General features: G+C 69.8%; 14 protein-coding genes. 9 read left to right on the top strand and 5 right to left on the bottom strand.

The annotated features are described in order from the left end of the window. Window positions 1-150: 150 nt before the first annotated feature. Window positions 151-1,728, top strand: a complete 1,578-nt coding sequence (locus tag VGZ32_RS09315; RefSeq protein ID WP_326885492.1) for a hypothetical protein — start codon at window positions 151-153, stop codon at window positions 1,726-1,728. On the opposite strand, the gene VGZ32_RS09310 is transcribed toward VGZ32_RS09315, so the two are convergent. Continuing rightward, a complete protein-coding gene (locus VGZ32_RS09310) occupies window positions 1,725-2,915 on the bottom strand; it encodes a glycosyltransferase (protein ID WP_326885491.1) in 1,191 nt (396 codons plus the stop codon). The two genes, VGZ32_RS09315 and VGZ32_RS09310, sit on opposite strands and share 4 nt — an antisense overlap. A gap of 50 nt (window positions 2,916-2,965) precedes the next feature. Next, window positions 2,966-3,628, bottom strand: a complete 663-nt coding sequence (locus VGZ32_RS09305) for a hypothetical protein (RefSeq protein WP_326885490.1) — start codon at window positions 3,626-3,628, stop codon at window positions 2,966-2,968. 215 nt (window positions 3,629-3,843) lie between these two features. On the opposite strand from VGZ32_RS09305, the gene VGZ32_RS09300 reads away from it, so the two are divergent. The 3 genes from VGZ32_RS09300 to VGZ32_RS09290 are packed head-to-tail and all read left to right on the top strand — an operon-like array spanning window position 3,844 to window position 8,595. Then, window positions 3,844-4,656 (top strand): hypothetical protein, encoded by an 813-nt coding sequence (locus tag VGZ32_RS09300; protein WP_326885489.1) that lies wholly within the window; start codon window positions 3,844-3,846, stop codon window positions 4,654-4,656. 49 nt (window positions 4,657-4,705) lie between these two features. Then, window positions 4,706-7,732, top strand: coding sequence for an oligosaccharide flippase family protein (locus VGZ32_RS09295; protein WP_326885488.1), 3,027 nt, complete (start codon window positions 4,706-4,708; stop codon window positions 7,730-7,732). A gap of 14 nt (window positions 7,733-7,746) precedes the next feature. After that, on the top strand, window positions 7,747-8,595 hold the full coding sequence (locus VGZ32_RS09290) for a glycosyltransferase family 2 protein (RefSeq protein WP_326885487.1): 849 nt from the start codon (window positions 7,747-7,749) through the stop codon (window positions 8,593-8,595). An 83-nt stretch (window positions 8,596-8,678) separates the two neighbouring features. On the opposite strand, the gene VGZ32_RS09285 is transcribed toward VGZ32_RS09290, so the two are convergent. Both VGZ32_RS09285 and VGZ32_RS09280 read right to left on the bottom strand, forming a co-directional pair. Then, the gene (locus VGZ32_RS09285) at window positions 8,679-9,725 is read right to left on the bottom strand and encodes a glycosyltransferase family 2 protein (protein WP_326885486.1); all 1,047 of its coding nucleotides are present in this window, start codon (window positions 9,723-9,725) and stop codon (window positions 8,679-8,681) included. After that, the gene (locus VGZ32_RS09280; RefSeq protein ID WP_326885485.1) at window positions 9,722-13,450 is read right to left on the bottom strand and encodes a DUF4082 domain-containing protein; all 3,729 of its coding nucleotides are present in this window, start codon (window positions 13,448-13,450) and stop codon (window positions 9,722-9,724) included. Before VGZ32_RS09280 ends, VGZ32_RS09285 begins: the two co-directional genes overlap by 4 nt. Before the next feature lie 212 nt (window positions 13,451-13,662). Here VGZ32_RS09280 and VGZ32_RS09275 point away from each other — a divergent pair, with 212 nt between their 5' ends. Further along, window positions 13,663-14,550 (top strand): glycosyltransferase, encoded by an 888-nt coding sequence (locus VGZ32_RS09275; protein WP_326885484.1) that lies wholly within the window; start codon window positions 13,663-13,665, stop codon window positions 14,548-14,550. 27 nt (window positions 14,551-14,577) lie between these two features. Here the strand turns inward: VGZ32_RS09275 and VGZ32_RS09270 are convergent, their stop codons facing one another. After that, window positions 14,578-16,275, bottom strand: a complete 1,698-nt coding sequence (locus VGZ32_RS09270; RefSeq protein WP_414642520.1) for a serine/threonine-protein kinase — start codon at window positions 16,273-16,275, stop codon at window positions 14,578-14,580. A gap of 75 nt (window positions 16,276-16,350) precedes the next feature. Here VGZ32_RS09270 and VGZ32_RS09265 point away from each other — a divergent pair, with 75 nt between their 5' ends. The 4 genes from VGZ32_RS09265 to VGZ32_RS09250 all read left to right on the top strand — a co-directional run. Next, a complete protein-coding gene (locus VGZ32_RS09265; protein ID WP_326885482.1) occupies window positions 16,351-17,505 on the top strand; it encodes a Xaa-Pro peptidase family protein in 1,155 nt (384 codons plus the stop codon). A gap of 263 nt (window positions 17,506-17,768) precedes the next feature. Continuing rightward, window positions 17,769-20,045: a HelD family protein gene (locus tag VGZ32_RS09260; RefSeq protein ID WP_349263546.1), complete on the top strand. Its 2,277-nt coding sequence runs from the start codon at window positions 17,769-17,771 to the stop codon at window positions 20,043-20,045. A 287-nt stretch (window positions 20,046-20,332) separates the two neighbouring features. After that, window positions 20,333-20,989, top strand: coding sequence for an ATP-dependent Clp protease proteolytic subunit (locus tag VGZ32_RS09255; protein ID WP_326885480.1), 657 nt, complete (start codon window positions 20,333-20,335; stop codon window positions 20,987-20,989). Between the two features lie 2 nt (window positions 20,990-20,991). Next, the coding region (locus VGZ32_RS09250; RefSeq protein ID WP_326885479.1) for an ATP-dependent Clp protease proteolytic subunit at window positions 20,992-21,464 on the top strand (473 nt) is incomplete at its 3' end.

Here is a 21,464-nt window from a genome sequence, read left to right as displayed (position 1 = left end):
GTTGAATCCGTGTGAACTTTATCCGTACTCGGACCGGCACCATCCATCAGGGCTCGTTGACCGGTCGAGCCGGGGGATTACCCTCTAGGCAATTCGGGTGGGAATTCGGTAAGGTCTGCCGCCGCCCCACCCTTCCGGGAGGAATCGCCGGTGAGCCCACGACGCCCTCCACGTCCGCTGATCGCCTTGCTGGTGCTCGCCCTGGTCTTCGCCGTGGCAGTGTTCGTGCGCGGCGGCGCCCAGGGCGAAAAGTCGGCTCCGCCGGCGTCCGGATGCACCGGCAGCCAGACGTCGACCGCCGTGCCCACTGCTGCGCCACGCCCTCCGATCGCCAAGCAGTTGATGAGCCTTCGGCTGGTGAGTTACTATCCGGCGGACGCGGCGTGGACGAACATGTGGACGAACTGGCAGCCGGACCGGATCGACCGCGATCTGTGCGGGATCGCCGCGCTCGGCGCGAACGCGGTCCGGATCATCGTCCAACCCGGCGTGTTCGGCTTCCCGCGGCCCGCCGCCGCGATGCTGGACCGGCTCTCGTCGGTGGTCGGGATCGCCGCCGCGCACGGCCTGCGAGTCCAACTGACCCTCTTCGACTGGTGGTCGGACTACTCCGACCTCCCGGGGAGCGACGCCTGGGCGAAGGCCGTCCTGCAAAGGTTTCGCGGTGATTTCCGTATCGCTTTCTGCGAACTGAAGAACGAAATAAACGTCGATGATGTCAACGCTATGTCGTGGGCGCGGCACGAAATTCCGGTCATTCGCGCGGCGCTCGGTTCCGTTCCCGTCACGGTCTCGGTTTCCGGGGATTCACCCGCGATGGCGCTCGCCGGACTGAAGGCCGGATTGGGGTCGCGGCAGCCGGATTTCTACGATGTGCATTATTATGGCGAGCCCGGAGCGGCATTCGCACAACTGTCCGCAGCGCGCGCGGAAGTGGCGCCGGCCGCGCTCTTCGTCGGTGAAACCGGGGAATCGTCGCAGGCCGCGGATTCACCGGCGGGCGACGCGCAGCAGGATCTCTACCTGCGCGCGGTCGAGTGGGCGGCGATGCGGGCCGGCCTGCCCCTCGCCGCTCCGTGGATGTACACCGACCTGGTTCCGGCGGCGGTCCCGGCCGCGGCGGCTACCGACGCTGCGGGCGGGATCGCCGCGGACCAGCTCTACTTCGGCCTGATCCGTGCGGACGGCGCGGCCAAACCGGCGGCGCAGTCGATGCGGCGGATCTTCTCCGGCCAGACGGTTCCCCTCGGCTTCAACAACGGATTCTCCGTCGGCCACGCGGGGCTGCCCGACGGCTGGCAGAGCACTGCGGCCGAGGCACCGCCGGGGACGGGCATGTTCGCCTGGGATCCGTCCGTCGGACACTACGCGCCCGGCTCGGCGAGGTTGAGCCGCACCTCGGCGGCGGCGAACCCGGTCCCCGCCTTCTATACGACACCGGTGACGCAGCCCACCCACGCGGGGGAGAAGTTTCGGCTGACGGCATGGGCCAAGGGAATCCGCACGACCGGCTCAAACCGCGTCGCCATCTCATGGTTCGCCGACGATGGCACATTCCTGGGCGAGAACGACTCCTCGTCGCTCCAGCCCGGCATCGTCACCTGGACCACGCTCTCGGTCACCGCGGACACACCGTCCGGCGCCGCCTACGCGCAGGTGAGACTCCAGTCCGAAGGCAACACAGGGACGGTCTGGTTCGACGACGTCTCCTTCACCGCAGTGAACTAGGCGCGGTAGGCGCGGGCCGGTGACACTGCAGCGACGTAACGCCGGCCCGACTGCTGCCAGTCCAATTCGCGGTCGAAGATCTCACGCAGGCGCGCTCCGGTTTCCGCGCGTGCCTCGGGTGACAGGTCGAGCAGTTCCTGTATCGCATCCGCGAAGGCCGGCAGCGACATGTCCTTGGCGAGGATGCCCTGGCCGTCCACGAGCGCGGTGTTCTCACGTAACGGCCGCAGGACGACGGGCACGCCGCGGGCCATCGCGTGTGTCACCTTGTTCATCGCGCAGTAGTGGTTGAACGGGACGTCCGGGTCCGGCACGAGCATCGCGTCCAGCTCGCCGAGGAACGCGTCCACCTCGCCGCGCCCGAGCCAGCCGCGGAATCGCACCACGTCACCGAGGCCGAGCCGTTCGGCCCGCTCGCGTGCCTCCGGAAGCGCCGGGCCGTCGCCCGCGATCTCGACCCGGAAGCCGCCGACGCCGCGTCGGCGCAGCAGGTCCACCGCCTCGAGCAGTTCTCCGACGCCGTCCTGCTCGCCGATCACGCCGAGATAGCCGAGCACTGTCTCGCGGTGCTTTTCGCCACTGTCATCACGGTGGGCGCCGCGAGTCTGCGCGTTGTGTTCGGGTTCTACATCGGCGGTCACGGCCGCCGTGCGCACCAGCACCGAATCGCTGCCGAAGAGCGCGCGCAGCCGCGCGGTCTGCTCGCCGCTCGGGGTCAGCACGACGTCGGCCGCCGCGACCATGCGCCGCTCGCAGGCGAGGAACAGCGGCTCGAGCCGGTCGAAGCCAGACCTCGATGCCGCGAGCACGGTTGCCGCGTCGCGCTGGTCGTACACGGTCGTGTAGCCGCGCCGCCGCGCCCACCGCAGCAGCGGAAACAGCAGGTCCGGGGGATTGCCCACTTGGAGCATCCGGCGCGCCCCCGGCATGCCGCGCAGCGCCCGCCGGGCCGCGCGCCCTGCCGCCACGGCCGTCCACACGCCCTCGAAGACCGTCGCCAGCTTGCCCTCGCCCTCGAAGGAGGCGAAGTAGACCACGTCGATACCGTCGATCGTGACGGTTCCGGGCCGCTTGTCCCGGATCGCCGGGCATACGACCGTCACCCGCACCCCGTCGTCGCGAAGGGCCTCCGCCTGCGCCCAGGCGCGCTGATCGTCCGGCACCGGCAGATTGAGTATCACGAGCACTGCGCCCGCCGTGTCAGATCGGATACCACTGCCCATCCGCCCTGCGCCCATCACACAGCCTTCCGGGTCGTGGTTCGCCGATGCAAGAACGCGAATCCCCGCCGGCCGCGCCGCGCGGCCCAGCGGTCGAACCAGATCGGAAGCAGTACGGTCGCTCCGATGCCGAGTACCCCCACCCCAATGACGGCCCGGCTCTTGGAGCCCAGGACCTGCTCGGCCGCCGGCGGAACCAGAACCTCGGTGGTGATGCGCTGCGCCGCGGGAACGCCGTCAGCAGCCTGAATTGCGTCGAACCGGCGTGCGTACTCGGATTTCAGAGCCGTCACACCGCTGACCGCAGTCGTCGGATCGCCCGTCTGCACGGTGAGCACCTCGGAGGGCAGGTCGTACTGCGGGGTCTCGGCGGTGCCGTTGTTGTTGGGGGTCACCGCGTAGTCGCCGACCACTCCGGCCCGCCGCAGCGCGCCCGCCTGCGACGAGTCCGACACGGCCAGATCCACCAGGTAGCCCGCGGTGGCTATCGACGCGGTGACCGCGGCGAGCTTGTTCGGGGCCGTCGGATCCGCGGGCGGCACGAGCACGACGACGCAGGTACCGACGAAAGTCGGCTTCGGGTGCCGCACATGCCAGCCGGCGACCGCCGTCGCCAGAATCACCACGGCCGCGACGTACCACCGAAGCCTGATGACGGCCAACAAAGCGTGCAGCGACACCCGCTCTACCCCCCGGGTCCGCGAATCCTGTCGGGTTCAGGGTAGCGCGCGTTCGGCCGCCCGCTCCGGGATTCGCCGAACGTGCCACGAAAGATCGCACGCTCTGCCACGATGAGGTGGCTGGGCGTGGCGGAGCGCCTTATTCTTCGTTGAGGGCATCGCGGACCTCTGGCATGGGAGAGCCGGAATAGTCGGGTGTCCGTGGGGAGGGGAGAATGAACGTGCACGATGCCGTCTCGGTGCTGCGTAGACGGTGGTACGTCGCGCTCGCGCTCCTCCTCGTCGCAGGCGTCTTGCTCGCCGGAGTGGATAAGTCGGTCGCGAAGAAGTACCAGGCCACCAGCACCATATCGCTGCTCGCCTCGCGGCAGGCGACTGAGGGCACCGCGGCAGATCCCGGCACCCGGAATCCCTTCCTCAGCTACGACCCCTCACTCAACGCGACTGCCGACTTCCTGGTGCGGCGCCTGGACTCGCCGGACGACGGATTGCAACTCCAGGGCGCCGGCGTGACTGAGGCGTACTCGGCCGCGCTCGCCGCCTCCGCGGTCGGCCCGTTCATCACGCTGACGGTCACCGGCGCCAACCCGGCGCACGTGAGCGCGTCCATGAACACGCTGATGACTTTCACCAGCAAGCAATTGTCCACCATCCAGACTCAGGCCGGCGTGCCTCCGGCGGCGATGATCAACTCCATCGTGGTGGTAGCGCCCGGACCGCCTTCACCCCAGAGCAAGTCCAAGACTCAGGCGCTGCTGGGCGTCGGGATCGGCGGCCTGGTGCTCGTGTTCCTCGGCACGCTCATGGCTGACAACCTGCTGAACGGGCGCCGACGCCGCCGCGCCGAACGCGCGGCGCGCGCCGGGGCGGTGGCCGCTGACAGAGCCGCTCCCGAATCGAGTGGACCGGAGCAGACCGCGCGACCTCTAGGCCCTGACATCGCGGCATCGGCCGAGGAAGGGGACCCGCAGGAGGCTGACGAGGCCTGGTCTACCGTGCTGGCCGGACCTCAAGAATCCCGCGAATAGCGCGGTGACGGTCGAACCCGGGCCTGCCCCGGTCTCCGAATCTGCGCAGGTGAGGCTGGCGAAGGGCCTGCACACGCGTCAGCTCGCCTCCGCGCCCGGCGGACCGGCCGTCTTGGACGGGTCCGCGGCGGCGGCCGTGCTTTCGACTGCTGATACAGGCGGCCACGTCGGCGGGGCCGCCGCATCCTCCGGCGCTCGGGCGGCTCACGGCGGCAGGACCCTGACGGTCCTCACCACCTACCTGGTGCTGCTCGAGCTGGTGCCGTCGTCGTGGGTGGTGCCCGCGCTCGGCGCGGTGGGTACGCCCTCGAACATCTTCGCGCTCGTCATGCTGCTGTGGTACGTGGGTTCGTGGCTCGTCGGCCGGTTCACGCTCGCGCCCGAGACGCGCTCGCCCCGCGTCGCCATGTGCTTTCTGGCTGCTTCGATGCTCCTGGCGTATATGTCGCTCGGGCAGTCCGACCGGGCGCCGATCGCGCTCGAGACGCAGGCGGCCGACCGGGGCCTGATCGGGCTCGTCGCGTGGATCGGCGTGGTCGTCGTCTCCTCGGCCGGGATCGGCGACTACGAGACCCTCCAGCGGCTGCTGCGCCGAGCGGTGCTCATGGCCAGCGCGGTCGGCGGCCTCGGCATCTACGAGTCCTTCACCAAGTCCAATCCGATCGCCACGCTGCACATCCCGGGTCTGACCGCGGTCAGCAGTTCGGACGATTATCTGGTGCGGGCGGGACTGGCCCGCCCGTCCTCGACCGCGTCGCATCCGCTGGAACTCGCCGGCGTCCTCACGATGATGCTGCCGTTCGCGATCCAGCAGGCGTTCGACCCGGCGCGGCGCGGCCGGGTGCGCAAGTGGCTGCCGGTGGCGCTCATCGGCGGAATGGTGCCGCTCACGGTCTCGCGCACCTCGATCATCGGGCTCCTGGTCGCCCTGCTCTTCCTCATCCCGACCTGGAGCCGCTCGCGCCGCTGGGGCGCTCTCGGCGTCATCGCGCTCGGCTCCGCGGGGGCCAAGTTCGCGGTCCCGGGACTCGGCACGACGGTCGTCAACATGTTCAGCGCGTTGCTCGGCGGCGGCGACAACAGCACGCAGGCGCGCACGCAGGACTACGGCGGCGTCGCGCAATACATCGAGCAACGCCTTTGGTTCGGGCGCGGTTACGGCACATTCATCCCGTCGCTGTACCGCTTCACCGACAACATGTATCTGCACGCGGTGATCGAGATCGGCGTTTTCGGCACGGCCGCCATCGTCGCCCTCTACCTCGTCGGCTACCGGAACGGGCGCGCCGGGCGCAAACTCGCCGTCGAGGAGACCCGCCGCGAGCTGGGCCAATGCTTCGCGACCGCGATGGTGGTGGCGGCCGTCGTCAGCGCGACGTTCGACTCGCTGACGTTCCCCATGTTCGCCGGGATAGTGCTGTTCCTGCTCGGCTGCTCGGGCGCGTATCTCGGCATCGTGCGGCGCGAAAGCGAAGCGGGACCGATTCCGACCGCGGTCGCCGCGCCGCCGCCGGCCGTCCTTTCGACCCCGGCCACGGCCCTCATCTCGAGGGTTGAATCTGTTTCGACTGCTGATTTCGTTTCGACCGCCGAATCGGTGTCGATCGCTACTCCGGAGGCGCGGCCGGCCAAGCCCGGCCCCGAGCCGGAGCCCGCGGGCCTCGTCCAGAGCGTGCGAACCGGTGTTCGCTGGAGCCTGATCAACTCGCTCGTCATCCGCATCGGCACGTTCCTGACCGGCATCGTGCTCGCCCGCGGGCTGCTCACGCCGCGCGACTGGGGCTTGTACGCGATCGGGCTGACCGCGCTCGCCGTGCTGCTGTCAGCGAACGAACTCGGAGTCAGCCTCGCGGTCGTGCGCTGGGACGGCGAGGTGCGGCAGTTCGCGCCGACCGTGGTCACCCTCTCCGTCGCGTTCAGCAGTGCCCTCTACGTGGCACTCTTCGCCGCCGCGCCAGCCTTGGCGAGCACTCTGCACGCGCCGGACGCGGCGCCGATGCTGCGCGTGCTCGGACTCTCGGTCGTCGTCGACGGGATCACCTGCGTCCCGATGGCCTTGCTGACCCGGCAGTTCGCCCAGCGCACGCGCATGGTCATCGATTTCGTGAACTTCTTCGCGACGACCGCGTTGACGCTCGCCCTCGCAGTCCTCGGATTCGGCGCGATGAGCTTCGCCTGGGGCTCCCTGGCCGGGCATGCCGTCGTGGTGGCCGGCTGCGCGATCGCCGCGCCCGGGATGATGCGCCCGGGCTGGAATCGCGAGCAGGCCCGGCGGCTGCTGGTGTTCGGCCTGCCGCTGGCCGGGGCGAGCCTGCTGGTGCTCGCGATGCTCAACGTGGACTCGCTCGTCATCGGCGCCACGCTGGGCCCGGTGCAGCTGGGGCTGTATCAGATCGCGTTCAACGTCTCGAGCTGGCCGGTGCGCGCGGTGTCCGAGGTCGCCCGACGGGTCTCCTTCGCCGGGTTCTCGCGGGTCGCGAACGCCCCCGAGGCTCTCGCCCGAAGTTTCGGCCGCGGCCTCGAACTGCTGATGGCCGCGGCAGTGCCCGCCTGCGTGATCCTCACGATGCTGCCGAAGCCCTTGCTGCACGTGATCTATGGCGACAAGTGGACCAGTGCCTCCGGGGCGCTACGTTTTCTCGCGCTGCTCGGCTTGCTGCGGGTGTCGTACGAGCTTGCGTATGACTGCCTGGTCGCGGTCGGCAAACGCAGGGCGCTGCTGATCGTTCAGGGCTGGTGGCTCGCGGCCCTGGTGCCCGTGCTGATCTATGCAGCGCGCACCCGAGGCATCGCGGGAGTCGGCTTCGGGCACATGATCGTCGCCGGGCCGCTGGTCGCCCCGCTGTTCGTCTGGGCTCTCGGGCGCGGCGGCGTGCCGGCCAGGGTGGTCCTGCGCGCTTGTGCCCGGCCGTTCCTCGGCGGCGCCGCGATGGCCGGGGTGTGCTACGGCGTCGGTCGGCTGAACCTCGGCTACACGGCCACGTTGCTGCTCGCCGGGATTCTGGCGACGGCCGTATACGTCCCCTTTGTCTGGCCGCTGCGCACGCTGGTGCGCGGCGGCCCGGACCCCACGTGAGGAAGGTCCCGGCGATGGACCGCAAGACCCTGATCCGCCCGGTGAAGCGGGTGCTGCGCCGCCGCTTCGGCTGGCTGCCGCTTTACGAGCTACGCAACAAGGTCCGCTACGGCCACACGGTTCCGCGGGTCTGGCTGTTCGAGAAGGCGGAAGTGCGCAGGCTGCGCGGCGCTGTCGCGCACACCGACCCCCCGCCCCTGGTGACCACTGTCATCCCCACCTACCGCCGGCCCGACGGACTCGTCGCGGCGGTGCGCTCGGCGCTCGACCAAACCGTGCGCGACCACCGCGTCATCGTGGTCGACGACGGGGGAGGCCTTCCGGCGGACCTGCCGGACGACCCGCGGCTGCGCGCGGTGAGCCTCGCCCGGAACACGGCCGTGCTCGGCGTCGTGCGCAACGTCGGGATCCGGCTCGCGGACTCGCCGTTCGTGGCGTTCCTGGACGACGACAACCTGTGGGAGCCGAATCACTTGGAAACCGCTCTCGCGCAGCTCACGGCCGCCGGGGCTGGAAGGCGGGGCCTGTCGGGGGTCTACACGGCGATGCACCGGGTCTTCCCGGACGGGCGCGAGCTGGACGTGCTGTCAGTGCCCTTCGACCGGCGCGCGGCTCGCGAGGACGGATTCCTGGACGCGAACGCGTTCGTCGCCCGCCGCTCGCGCGCCCTGTGGTTCAGCAGGCTCAGAAGGGACCGCGGCGTGCTTCCCCGGGAGGACTGGGCCACCTTCTACCGGTACAGCCGCCGCCACACCGTCCGCCACATCCCCGTTCCCACCGTCCGCTACCTGGTCAATCCGGCCACGTATTACACAGTCTGGAGTGCGGAAGCGCAGGCGGGCGCAACCGCCGACGCGGGCTGACCTCGCGAGAACCACGAGCGACAACGCCCGGCCCGGATTCACGTCAGAGAACGTGAATCCGGGCCGGGCGTTCGACTCGATCGTCAGATACCGCGGCGGCGCCAGGACTTCCACCACAGCCACTCCCGGCCCTTGTGCGCGAAGGCCGAGAGAATCAGCGGTTGGAGATACGGCATGACGGCCGGACCGATGCGGCGGCGCATGGACAGGCCGCGGTACTCGGGCAGCCGCTGGTAGTCCGGCCAGCATTCGGCCGCGAACCCGACAAGCTCGTCCACGGGCACCAGCGCGGTGCGACCGCGGTCGTACGCGCGGGCCGCCCGCCAGAGCGCCTGGCGGGCCAGCTTCGCGTGCACCGTGTCGGCCATCGCCTGCGCGTCGGGCAGCTGGTCGGCGCAGCGTTGCAGCACTGCGTCATACGCCGCGGCCCGCTGACGAAGGTCGTCGAGCTGTCCGGAGAAATCGGTCTTGGACATGCTCGCGGCGTGCACCCGGTAGTACGCCTGGTCCACGCCCCGCAGGTAGCCGACGTCGGCGTGTGCGGCGAACCGCATCCACATCTCGATGTCGCCCGAGTGCGGCAGCGCCGGGTCGTAGCCGCCGAGCTGCTGCTGCAGCTTGGTCCGCACGACCACCTCCGGGGAGGTGATGCACCCGTTGGCGGCCTTGAAACGGCGCTCCAGCCACTCGTGCCCCGGCCAGACCGTCCAGCCGCGCACCGAGGTGCGCGCGGCCGGGATCGGTCCGCCGTCGGTGTAGTGGACGGGGTGGCCGTATACGAACCCGACTTCCGGGTGCGCGTCGAGCAGCGCGGCCGCCCTGGTCAACGCGCCGGGGGCGAGCCGGTCGTCGGCGGACAGCAGCACGGTGTAGTCGCCGTCCGCCCACTCCAACAGGCCCTCGTTGTAGGTGGCGATGTGCCGCTTGTTCTCGGTGTGGACGAGGACTTCGATCCTTGGGTCGTCGGCGGCCATCTTCTTGGCAACCTCGGCCGAGTCGTCGGGCGAGGCGTCGTCGATGATCAGGACTCGCACATCGACGCCGTCCTGGTCGTTCAGCGCGCTGCCGACGGACTGGGCGAGGAAGTGCCCGTACCGGTAGCAGGGGACGATCACGCTGACGGAGCTCACCGCGCGCTCCTCTCCTCGATCTCGGACGCGAGCGGCGCGGCCGGCAGCACCCGTCCGTTGAGCGGCGCGGGGGCCGGCGACGTCGGGCTGGTCGTCGACGCGACCGTGAACGACCAGGTGATCGGGGCCAACGCGATGCCGATGGCATTGCGCGCTGTGGCCACCGCGTTGTAGGTGGAGCCGGGGTTGAGCGGGGCCTGCGAGTGGAACACCGCGCTGTGCGTGGTCGGGTCGTACACCACCGACCCGGGCACGAGGGTGTGCGCCGGGGACTCAGAGCCCTCGGCCGCGACCGTTGTGGTCACCTTGATCCGCAGGCTCTGCGGCTGGATCGGTGCGGGGAAGCTGACCATGACCGGCTGCACATTGCCCACGATCTTGTTGGTGATCTGCGGCGTGGTGGCGGTGTCGTCCGGGGAGGCGCCGTTGACCTTGGCGGCGAGGCTGTTGGTCGCGGTGCTCGTGTCGGCCAGGGTGGTGGTGACCGCGGAGGCGCCGCCCGGTGGGCTCGTCGTGAAGGTCGGGTCCACCCAGTAGTTGGTCGCGTTGTAGGAGTTGGTCGGGAACACCGAGGTCGATCCGTATGCGTAGACGCCGTTCCCGTGCGCCGCGCTGGCCGACGCCAGAGCCGTGAGTGGATAGTTCGACACCGCGCCGTTGAAATACGCTGACGTCGAGGAGTAGAACCCGTTCGGCGCGTGGTACGAGACCACGTACGGGGTGTTCGCGCTGATCGCCACCGCGCTGGAGAAGGTCAGGCTCTGCCAGCCGGAAGCCGTCTCGCCGGTGAAGGTGCCGGTGGCCAGCTGGGTGCCCGACGCCGACCAGAGGCTGCCGGTGTGCGTGCCGGTGTTCTGGGATCCCTTGTAGAAACTGAGACCCGTGATGTATCCGGCCACGGCCGACTCGAAGACCGTGCCCACCTCGACCGAGTTGGTGTCATAGGTCGAAGGGACCGCCGGTGTCGCCGTCCCGCCCCAGAGCGAGCAGGGGCAGCTGAACGACGGTGGCGTGCTCGCCGTGGTGAAGGTCCACGTGTACGGCGATGCCATGGTGTTGCCCCACAAGTCGGTCGCCTGCACGGACGCGGTGTACGTGGTGCTCATGGCGAGCTGGCCGTTGGGTGCGAAGGTCGCGACGTGGCCGCTCTGGTCGTAGGTCGTCGTTCCGTTGACCGCGTTTCCGCTCTGGTCCTTCAGCGTGAAGTTCAGTGTGCTGGGATCGACGCCCTCGCTGAACTTGGCGTTGATCGCCGAGTTGATCGGCACGTTCGTGGCCGACGAGGAGGGCGTGGTGGCCGTCACCGTGGGCGGCGTGGTGCTGCTCACGTCCAGGAACACCGGGTCCACCCAGTAGTTGCTGTTCTCGTAGGACTGGGTCGGGAAGGCGGTGGTCGATCCGTAGCCGTAGACGCCGTTCGCCCCGGTCGCGCCGCCCGCCTGCAGGGCGGTGATCGGGGGCAGGCCCGCGCCGTGGTTGGTGAAGTAGTTGGTGTCCACCGAGTAGTGGCCGCTCGGCGCGAGATAGGAGATCACGTATTCGGTGTTCGCCCTCACCGGGATCGGCGAGGAGAAGTTCGCGGTCTGCCACCCGGAGGTGGTCTCGCCCGAGAACGTGACGCTGCCGAGCAGTTGGCCGGTCGAGGTCCAGAGGCTTCCCACGTGCGTGCCGGTGTTCGTGGCGGCCTTGTAGAAGCGCACCCCGGTGATCTCGCCCGCCTTCGTGGCGGAGAACTTGACCCCGACGTTCACCGACGACCCGTCCGAGCTGTCCGGTGTGCCCGGGGTCGCGGAGGTCGGGAAGATCGTGCAGGGGCAGGACTCGGGGCCGACCGTGATCGGGATGCTGACCGGGGTGCTGGTGTTGTCGCTGTCGTCCTCGGCGCGCACCTCGATCGTCGCGGAGCCCAGCGCTGTCGGGGTCCAGGAGTAGGACCAGCTGCCCAGGCCTGTCGCCGGGTTCCAGGTGTTGCCGCCGTCGACGGACACCTCCACCCGGGCGACGACCCCGCCGACATCGCTGGCGGTGCCGCTGATCGTCAGCGGCTGCATCGCGGGAACGGTGGATCCGGACGTCGGCGAGGTCACCACCACGGTCGGCGGTGTGGTGTCAGCGGACTGGGTCGGCATGACCAGCCCGGACTGCAGGGTCAGCGGGAACACGCCCATGTCGGCCAGCAGATTGGCGGTGGCCTGCTGCATCACCGGGTCTTCGTGGGTGGTGATGTCGTCGTAGTGCACCGTCGACAGGCCCCACGACCACTGCACCGTGCCGGAGCTGAACACCAGCGCGTGCGAGTGCGGATCCCGGTACAACGTCAGATTGTGCGTCGCGACGCCGTTCCCGTAGGTATTGCCGTCGTCGAGCATCAGACTGCCCTCGGTGATCTGGATGGTCGTCGAGGACAGGTCGATCTCGCCGGACGGCCGCACCGAGTTGGCCACGTCGCTGTCCCACTCATAGCCGAGCGTGCCGGTCTGCATGGCGTAGCTCTGCCCGGGGCCCAGGGCCGCCACCGAGGTGTTGCGCCAGATCCGGTCGGTGCTGTACGGATACGCGACGGTGATGGCGTCGCTGCGATAGCCGTTGACGTCGAACAGGGTGCCGGTGAGCTGATTCTGCGGCGAGTTGCCGCCGATGCCGGCGCCGGCCGGGTCCATCCAGGTGCCGGTCCACGTCCCGCTCGGGTCGGCGACTCCGTCCGGCGGGTTGAACTCCATCTTCGTCATCTTGTACTCGTCGACGGTCCGGTTCGCGGCCCCGTCGGCGATGCTGGGCTGCAGCTGCGTGCGCCAGAACACGTCGTTACCGGAGAAGAAGGCCAGGTTCACCCCGGCCGCGCGGGCGCTCGTCGCGGCGTTCCACTGCTGCTGGTCCCAGTACTCGTCGTGTCCGTCCGACATGAAGATCTTGTGGTTGAGCAGCAGGCTGCCCTGCGTTGAGACGTCCACGCCGCTCAGATAGCTGGTGTCGTAACCGTTGCGCTCGAGCCACTGGATCATCCCGTATTCGGAGCCGAACACGCCGTTGTCCCCGGCGACGTCCATCGGCCGGTTGTAGCTGACCGAGTAGTCACGTCCGTCAGGCGCCGGGCCGCTTCCGACGTACAGGTCCGCGTTGCCCGGCCCCCAGGTGTTGTAGGCCTGCCAGGTCTCGTCATCGGTCTGCACGACGATGTCCGAGTGGCTCGACGGGTTGTTGACCACGAACGGGTACGGCATGTACCCGGCGCCCCCGGTCTGGTCGAACGCCGCGATGTAGACGCCTGAGACCGCGGTCGAGGGCACCGCCCAGCTGTTGGTGACCCTCCAGTTGCCGCAGTCCACCATGCCGGTCGACGTCTGCGTGTCGCACGCGGGCTGGCTCACCACCCCGAACGTCGTGGTCGGCGAGGTCGGCATCAGCCGCGCGCCGTCCCCGCCGTACCAGCCGAGCCGGTAGATCTCGATCGTGTACGTGGTCGGAGACGAGATCTTGAAGTTGACCGTCCCGCCCGGGGAGACGCTGGTCGTGGTCGGGAAGCCGGCGATGTCGCCCCACGCGTTGGGGGAGTACCAGTCGCTCATCGGCGTGCCCGGCTGGGAGTTCTCGCACACGATCGGGTTCGACCCCGCGCCGCAGGGGTCGCTCGCCGCCGCGGGGGCGGCGGGCACTGCCAGGGCCGCGACCAGCGCCAGAACGACGGCGAACACGTACTGCCGTGCTCGCGAGACGTTCGGAGACATGGTTTTGAGAAGCCTCATCATTGAATCCCCACCCTTGAGCCCAAATGAAGTGCACTGACGATGTGCGGGCATGGCGATGCAGGGGGAATGAGGCGTCCGTCTCCCCTCGTCGCCGTCTCTTGCACGATAGCGCCGTTTGCCTGAAGCCCCGGCCGGATTCGCGCTACCGTTGTAAAGTCTCAATATTCAGCATTCTGCGAAAATCGGTATGAATGAGCGGACACCGGGGGGAATCGGTGATCAGTGTGGTCGTGCCCGCCCACAACGAGGCGGCGGTGATCGGCCGGCTGCTCGCCGGCCTGCTGGCCGGCGCCCGGCCGGGCGAGCTTGACGTCCTGGTCGTGGCGAACGGGTGCACCGACGAGACCGAGCGCGTCGCCGCGTCGCATGGCCCTGGTGTGCGGGTTCTGAGCACGCCGGATGCGAATAAGTTCCGCGCGATGCGGCTGGCGGACTCGGCCGCCGACGGTTTCCCACGCTTCTATGTGGACGCAGACGTGGAGCTGGATACACAGGCGGTGCGCGAAATGGCGGCGGCGCTGGAGGAGCCGGGCGTGTTCGCGGTCGGGCCGGAGCGGGCGCGGCTGGCCAAGGGCGTGCCGTGGACCGTGCGCTGGTACTACGACGTCTGGCACCGGCTGCCGGTGGTCCGCGACGGGCTGTTCGGGCGCGGCGTGGTCGGGATCTCGCGCGAAGGCCACGCCAGGCTGCGGGACCTCCCCGAAATGATGGGCGACGACCTGGCGGCCGCGCTCGCCTTCACTCGCGCGGAGCAGCGCGTGGTAGCGAAGGCACACGTCGTCGTGCACCCCCCGCGCACCCTGCGCAACCTTCTGCGCGTCCGTGAGCGGGCCCTGGTTTCCACCGAGCAGATGGCCGGCGCCGGCCTGTTCCCGGAGGCGGGTGCCGCGGCCCGGACGACCCGCGCCGACCTGCTCGACGTCGTGCGCGCCGCACCGCTGCGCACCGCGCCTAAGACGGCCTGGTTCGTCCTGGTGACGGTGCTGGTACGCCGCCGGGCCGCGCGCCGCCTCAGCTCGCGCGATTTCCAGACCTGGCAGCGCGACGACAGCAGCAGGCAGCCTGAAACAGCCGGGTGAGCCGCGCCGGAATGGGCTGACGCGCCGTCAGCTGAACGGATAGACCCTGATGATGTGGCCTTTGAAGTCAGTGGCCATATACCCGCCGCCATAGTCGTTCGACGAGTAGACGCGCAGTGTGGGTCCGTAGTCGAACCAGTTCGGATCGACGATGAAGTAGTGGTCGTTCGCGTTCGGCGTGCCGACTTTGGCGTCCACCTCGGCGAACAACGTAGGCAGCACGTTCCAGTTGACGGTGTTCAGGTCCACGGTCCCATCGGTCGTGTCCATTGTGCCGCCCGGTGTCGGCGCGGACAGGACGCCGCCGCTGTAGTCGTAGTTGTCGTACACGCGGGAATCTTTCCTGTTCGGGGCCTCGATGGTCGCGTGGTCGGAGTACACATCCACCTCGGCGACGACCGTGCTGCCGAGCGTCGACCGCAGGGTGGCGACCAGACCGCGCATGCCCGCGGCGGTGAAGAGGCTCTGGTCGGCGCCGGACGTGTCGGGTGCGCCGGTCGCGTCGGCTGCTGCACCCGCACTCGCTCCGGTCGCGGCCGCCGCGTCGGGCGTGATTGAGGGTCCTGTCTGCGTGCCGCCCGAAGAACGTGCACTGCCACCGACAGGCGGACCCTGGGTTTTCGGCGATCCCACCGCGTAGAGGCTCCAGGCGAGTGCTCCGATCACACCGGCCGCGGCGGTTCCGATGATGACGCCGGTGAATCTGCGGCGTAGGAGAGGCCGGGGCCGGCCAGGCCCGGTACCCGAATCGGCGGGTGACCATTGGGCGTGCGGCTGTGGGCCGCTGGTCGCATAAGGTTGATTCCCCGTGGCTCCGAGACTGGATCCCGGAACCGACCCCGAACCCGACGCCGACCTCGGTCCCGGCACGTACGGAGCGGCCCATCCCGCCTCGGCCGCCGCGAGCATGCGATCGAGCGTGTCGGGATCTGGCCGGTCCGCCGGGTCCCGTTTCAGGACCGCGGCCAGTACACCGGTGAGCGGCCCGGCGTGCGCCGGCTCGGGGATCGGCTGGTCGAGGACCGCGGCCAGGGTCGCGATGCTGGTCGGGCGGCGCAGCGGGTTGTACCCCTCGACCGCGACGTACAGCATCATGCCCAGCGACCAGAAATCAGAGGCCGGATTCCCCTCCTCGCCGCGCAGCCGCTCCGGCGCGATGTACTCCGGCGAGCCGATCAGCGAACCGGTCGCGGTCAGACCGGTGGCTTCCTGCAGCGCGGCGATGCCGAAGTCGGTCAGCACCGGCGAGCCGTCCGGGCGCAGCAGCACGTTCGCCGGCTTCACGTCCCGGTGCTGGATCCCCGCGTCGTGCGCGGCCCGGAGCGCGGCGAGCACGCCGCGCCCGATCCGCGCGGCCTCTGTCGGCGCCAGCGGCCCCAGGTCGAGCCGGCTGGCCAGCGAGCCGCCCGGCACCAGTTCCATCACCAGCCACGGATACGGCAGGTCCGGCCGGTCGACGATGTGATGGATGGTCACCACGTTCGGATGGTGGAGTCGGGCGAGTGCCCGCGCCTCCCGCAGCACCCGTTCGCGCATCAGGCGCTCGGCGGCCGGGTCGCTGCCCGCGCCCGAGTGTCGCACCTCTTTGAGCGCGACTTCGCGATGCAGCACGGTGTCGCGGGCACGCCACACCATGCCCATGCCACCCCCGCCAAGCTGTTCCAGCAGCTCGAAGCGGTCGTCGATGAGTCGCCGGTCGATCCCCCACGCGGACATGGCGGCCATTCTAGAGACCGCGCGCCCAGCGCATGTGCACGTGTGTTTAGATTGCGCCTGAGCGAGCGGGCAGGAGCGATGACCATGGGGAGAGAACCGATGCGCGGCCAGACCGACGCTGCCGAACACGACGAGAACCTCTACCCGGCCGCGCGTCTGGATGCCGCCCGTGAGGCCGCGACCCGCGCCGGGCTTGACGCGCTGCTGATCTGCCCTGGGGCGGACCTACGCTATCTCACCGGTTACGCCGCGCTGCCGCTCGAGCGGCTGACCTGCTTGGTCCTGTCGGCTGAGCGGGAGCCGTTCCTCGTCGTGCCGGCGCTCGAAGAACCCGCGGCGCACGCGTCTCCGGCCGGTGCGCTCGGCATCGAGATCGCCGCGTGGGACGAGACCGAGGACCCGTACGCGCTCGTCGCCGCGCGCCTGTCCGACCGGATCGGCAGCGTCGGCATCGACAACCACATGTGGGCCGAAAAGGTGATGGCCTTCCGCGCCGCGCTGCCGGGCGCGCGGCAGGAGCTGGCCGGCGGCGTGCTCAGCGAGCTGCGGATCCGCAAGTCGCCGCGGGAGGCCGAGGCGCTGCGCCAGGCCGGCGCGGCGATCGACCGGGTACACGCGCGCATGAGCGAGTGGCTGCGCCCAGGACGTACCGAGCGGGAAGTCGCCCGGGATATCGCGGAGGCGATCGTGGCCGAGGGGCACGTGCGGGCCGACTTCGTGATCGTCGGCTCGGGCCCGAACGGCGCGAGTCCGCACCACGAGGTGTCCGACCGGGTGATCGAGGCGGGCGACCCGGTCGTGGTCGACATCGGCGGCACCACCCGGGACGGCTACTGCTCGGACTCCACCCGCACCTATGCGGCGGGAGAACCGCCGGAGGAGTTCCGCCGCCTGTACGAGGTGCTGCTGACCGCGCAGCGAGCCCAGACCGAGGCGGTGCGGCCGGGTATCACAGCAGAGCGGCTGGACGCGGTCGGCCGGGAGATCATCGCGAACGGCGGATACGGCAAGAACTTCGTCCACCGGACAGGCCACGGTATCGGCCTCGAAGGCCACGAGGAGCCCTACATCGTGGCCGGCAATGAGCGGCCGCTGGAACCCGGAATGGCCTTCTCCATCGAGCCCGGCATCTATCTGCCCGGCCGGTTCGGGGCCCGAATCGAAGACATCGTGCTCTGCACCGAGGACGGCGGGGAGCGCCTCAACCTCACGTCCCGTGAGCTCGCCGTCCTGGAGTAGGACACCAGAAGTCTGATTCGGGCGGCCGCGCGCCGGTCGCCCCGGCACACGCGGTCCGCCGCCCCGTGCTCGCGCATCAAAAAAGGCCCCGTCTTTGACGGAGCCCCTTCACCTGCACACGCATTCACGCTACGCTAGTGAATCCGCGTAACCTGCGCACAACAACATAGCCGAAGTCCCGGCTACAGTTCAAAACTACGGGTGCTGGAGGGGCTTTGTCAAGGGAAGCCGAGGAAATTTCTCGGGAGCAGCAGTACATCTCCATGCTCTATGGCCGCCTCGACGGCCTGCGCGAGCGCGCGTCGAACCAGCTGAGCCGTGTTCTGCTCGAAACCGGCGGCACGCCCGCGCAGCGCACTCAGCGCGAGGCTATGTCCGTCGAATACGCCGACCGGCTCGGCCAACTCGACGCCGCCGAGAACGGGCTCTGCTTCGGCCGCCTCGATCTTGCCGACGACGCGCCCTGCTACGTCGGTCGGCTCGGCATCCGCGATGAGGACGCCGACTACGAACCCTTGTTGATCGACTGGCGCGCGCCGGCCGCCCGCGCTTTCTACGTCGCCACCGCTGCCGCGCCCCTCGGCGTGCGGCGCCGGCGCCACATCAGGACCCGCCAGCGCACGGTCGTCGGGCTCGACGACGACGCGCTCGACCTCGGCTTGGCCGGATCCTCCTCCCGCGGCCTGGTCGGCGAAGCCGCGCTGCTCGCCGCGGTGAACGCCGGTCGCACCGGGCGGATGCGGGACGTCGTCGAGACGATCCAGGCCGAGCAGGACCACGCCATCCGCGCCGACCTGAACGGCGTGCTGGTCGTCCAGGGTGGACCCGGGACCGGCAAGACCGCCGTCGCGCTGCACCGCGCCGCCTATCTGCTCTACACGCACCGGGACCGGCTCGCGCGGCGCGGCGTGCTGATCGTCGGTCCGAACACAACCTTCCTGCGTTACATCTCGCATGTCCTGCCTGGCCTCGGCGAGACCGGAGCCGTCCTGTGCACGCTCGGCGAGCTCTTTCCGGGGGTCGTCGCCCGCCGCGCCGAGTCGCCTGAGGCCGCCGAGATCAAGGGCCGCACCGTCATGGCCGAGGTGGTTGCCGCGGCCGTCCGGGCCCACCAGCGGGTGCCCGACGAGGAACTGGAGATTCTCGCCGACGGGATGACGTACCGGCTCGATCCCGAAACCGTCCGGCAGGCCCGGGACAACGCGCGCCGGTTGGGCAAGCCGCACAACCTCGCCCGGCCCGCGTTCGCCGCTGCCATCCTGGACAGCCTGGTGCAGCAGGCGGTCGGGTACTTCAATGAGGACCCGTTCGCCGAGCTGACCCGCCAATTCGCCGCCGAGATCACGCAGCAGTTCGGCGGCTCCGACTCGGCGTCCGACGAATCCTTCCTCAACCCCCTGGACGCCGCGGACATCCGCCGCGAACTCGCCGAGTCGTCCGCCGTGCAGACGGTGCTCAACTGGCTGTGGCCCGAGCTGACCCCTCAGCGCCTGCTCACCAACCTGTTCGCGTCGCGCGGCCTGCTGCGCCAATGCGCGCCGCAGCTCACCCGGGACGAGCGCGCCGCGCTGCACTGCGAGCCGGGCCGCGGCTGGTCCGTCGCCGACGTCCCACTGCTGGACGAGGCCGCCGAACTGCTCGGCACTGTCGACACCGAGGCCGCGGCGTCGCGGCGTCGTCGGCAGCAACAGGTCGCCTACGCCCAAGGCGTATTGGACATCGTGACCGGGTCGGAGACGATCGACCGCGAAGATCTGCGTGAGTTCGACCAGATCACGACCGCCGCCGACCTGGTCGACGCCGAGATGCTGGCCGACCGCCAGGAGGAGACCGTGTACCGCACGGTCGCCGACCGCGCCGCCGCCGACCGCGCCTGGACCTTTGGCCACGTGGTCGTCGACGAGGCCCAGGAGCTGTCCGCGATGGCCTGGCGCCTGCTCATGCGCCGCTGCCCGAGCCAGTCGATGACCGTCGTCGGCGACGTGGCGCAGACCGGGGACCTCGCGGGCACCTCGTCCTGGGCGAAAACGCTCGAACCCTACGTCGGGGACCGCTGGCGGCTGGCCACGCTCACCGTCAACTACCGCACTCCCGCCGAGATCATGGACTTGGCCGCGGCCGTGCTGGCCCGGATCGACCCGACGCTGCGGCCGCCGCGGTCGGTGCGCGCATCAGGCGTTGAACCGTGGCGGGAGGCGGTCGCCGCCGACGAATTCGGCGACCGCCTCGGCGAGCTCGCACGGAAGGAGGCCGAGGAGGTCGGGGAGGGGCGCGTCGCAGTGATCGTCCCGGCGAGCCGGTCCGACGAACTCGCCGAAGCCGTCCTCGCCGCCCTGCCCGACGCCGCGTACGGTATCGACCCCGATCTGGAGTGCCGGACCGTGGTCCTGACCGTCCGTCAGGCCAAGGGCCTCGAGTTCGACACGGTGATCGTCGCCGACCCGGACGCCGTCGTCCGCGACGCCCCGCGCGGCGACGGAGACCTCTACGTCGCCCTCACTCGCGCCACCCAGCGGCTGGGTGTGCTCGCGGTCGGCTAGGGGATGACGACCGGTCGTCTTACTCGGCTGCCTCGGCTGGTGGTCGCGCTGCATGCATGACGGCCGGTCGTTTCAAACCCAAGATGACGCTGCGAACATGACGACCGGTCGTCTTAGTTCCGGCTGGCAGTCGCGTCCGCGTACCGGTGCAGCGGCGTGGAGTCCGGCGGGCCGCTCTGTCGTGGGCGAATCTGCTTTCGGCCGAGATCCAGGACCCCGCGCCGCGCCCGGGCCGACAGTGGAATCAGAGCGCGGCGCACTGGCCGCCCCACCCCCGTGGAGAAGCGATGACACCACTGATCACCGGTTGGAATCCGGTCCTGGACCCGAGGGCTTACGAGGGCGAGACCACCGCGCCGACCCGGTTCGACGACCACCTGGCCGCGCAACTGCTGACGCAGCGGATCATCTTTCTCGGCACTCAGGTCGACGAGGTCACCGCCCACCGGGTCTGCGCACAGCTTCTGCTCCTATCCGCGGAGGACCCACGCACCGACATCAGCCTCTACATCAACAGCCCCGGCGGGTCGGTCACCGCGGGCCTGGCGATCTACGACACGATGCGGCTGATCCCCAACGACGTCGCGACGCTCGCCATGGGCTTCGCCGCGAGCATGGCCCAGTTCCTGGTCACGGTCGGCACCAAGGGCAAGCGCCATGCCCTGCCGAACGCGCGGATCATGATGCACCAGCCGTCGGCCGGAATCGGCGGCACCGCGGCCGACATCGCGATCCAGGCGGAGAACCTGGAGTTCATGAAGAAGGCGATCGAGCGGATCACCGCCGAGCACACCGGCCAGAGCGAGCAGACCATCTCCCGGGACGGCGACCGCGACCGCTGGTTCACCGCCGCGCAGGCGAAGGAGTACGGCCTGGTCGACCGCGTCGTCGAGTCGCTCACCGACGTGCGCCCGGCCGGTTCGCGGCGACGGATGGGGCTGTAGCCATGGGCCAGTACACGATCCCGACCGTGGTCGAGCGCACCTCGGAGGGCGAGCACGCCTACGACGTCTACAGCAGGCTGCTGGCCGAGCGGGTCGTCTACCTCGGCACCGAGCTCGACGACGGCGTCGCGAACGTGGTCATCGCGCAGCTGCTCCATCTGGAGTGGGCCAATCCGGAGCGGGAGATCGCGCTCTACATCAACTCCCCGGGCGGCTCGTTCACCTCGCTCATGGCGGTCTACGACACGATGAGCTTCATTGAGGCGCCGATCGCGACCTACTGCGTCGGGCAGGCCGCCTCGACCGCGGCGGTGCTGCTCGCCGGGGGAGCGCCCGGGCGGCGGTTCGTGCTCAGGCACGCGCGGGTGCTGCTCAGCCAGCCGTCCAGCGCTGGGCGGCAGGGGACAGTCTCCGACCTCGGCCTCGAGGCGCGGGAGATCCTGCGCATCAGATCCCAGGTCGAGGAGGTCCTGTC

Source organism: Actinocrinis sp. (genome assembly GCF_035938995.1).
GTDB lineage: Bacteria > Actinomycetota > Actinomycetes > Streptomycetales > Catenulisporaceae > DASZGI01.
Note: the sequence above shows the minus strand (reverse complement) of the source record. Positions and strands in the feature narration are given on the sequence as shown.

Bases quoted from the DNA above. Each gene is read 5' to 3' on its own strand.
- VGZ32_RS09300 (WP_326885489.1), top strand. From the start codon at position 3,844: ATGAACGTGCACGATGCCGTCTCGGTGCTGCGTAGACGGTGGTACGTC.
- VGZ32_RS09290 (WP_326885487.1), top strand. From the start codon at position 7,747: ATGGACCGCAAGACCCTGATCCGCCCGGTGAAGCGGGTGCTGCGCCGC.
- VGZ32_RS09280 (WP_326885485.1), bottom strand. From the start codon at position 13,450: ATGTCTCCGAACGTCTCGCGAGCACGGCAGTACGTGTTCGCCGTCGTT.
- VGZ32_RS09275 (WP_326885484.1), top strand. From the start codon at position 13,663: ATGAGCGGACACCGGGGGGAATCGGTGATCAGTGTGGTCGTGCCCGCC.
- VGZ32_RS09270 (WP_414642520.1), bottom strand. From the start codon at position 16,275: ATGGCCGCCATGTCCGCGTGGGGGATCGACCGGCGACTCATCGACGAC.
- VGZ32_RS09265 (WP_326885482.1), top strand. From the start codon at position 16,351: ATGGGGAGAGAACCGATGCGCGGCCAGACCGACGCTGCCGAACACGAC.
- VGZ32_RS09260 (WP_349263546.1), top strand. From the start codon at position 17,769: ATGCTCTATGGCCGCCTCGACGGCCTGCGCGAGCGCGCGTCGAACCAG.
- VGZ32_RS09255 (WP_326885480.1), top strand. From the start codon at position 20,333: ATGACACCACTGATCACCGGTTGGAATCCGGTCCTGGACCCGAGGGCT.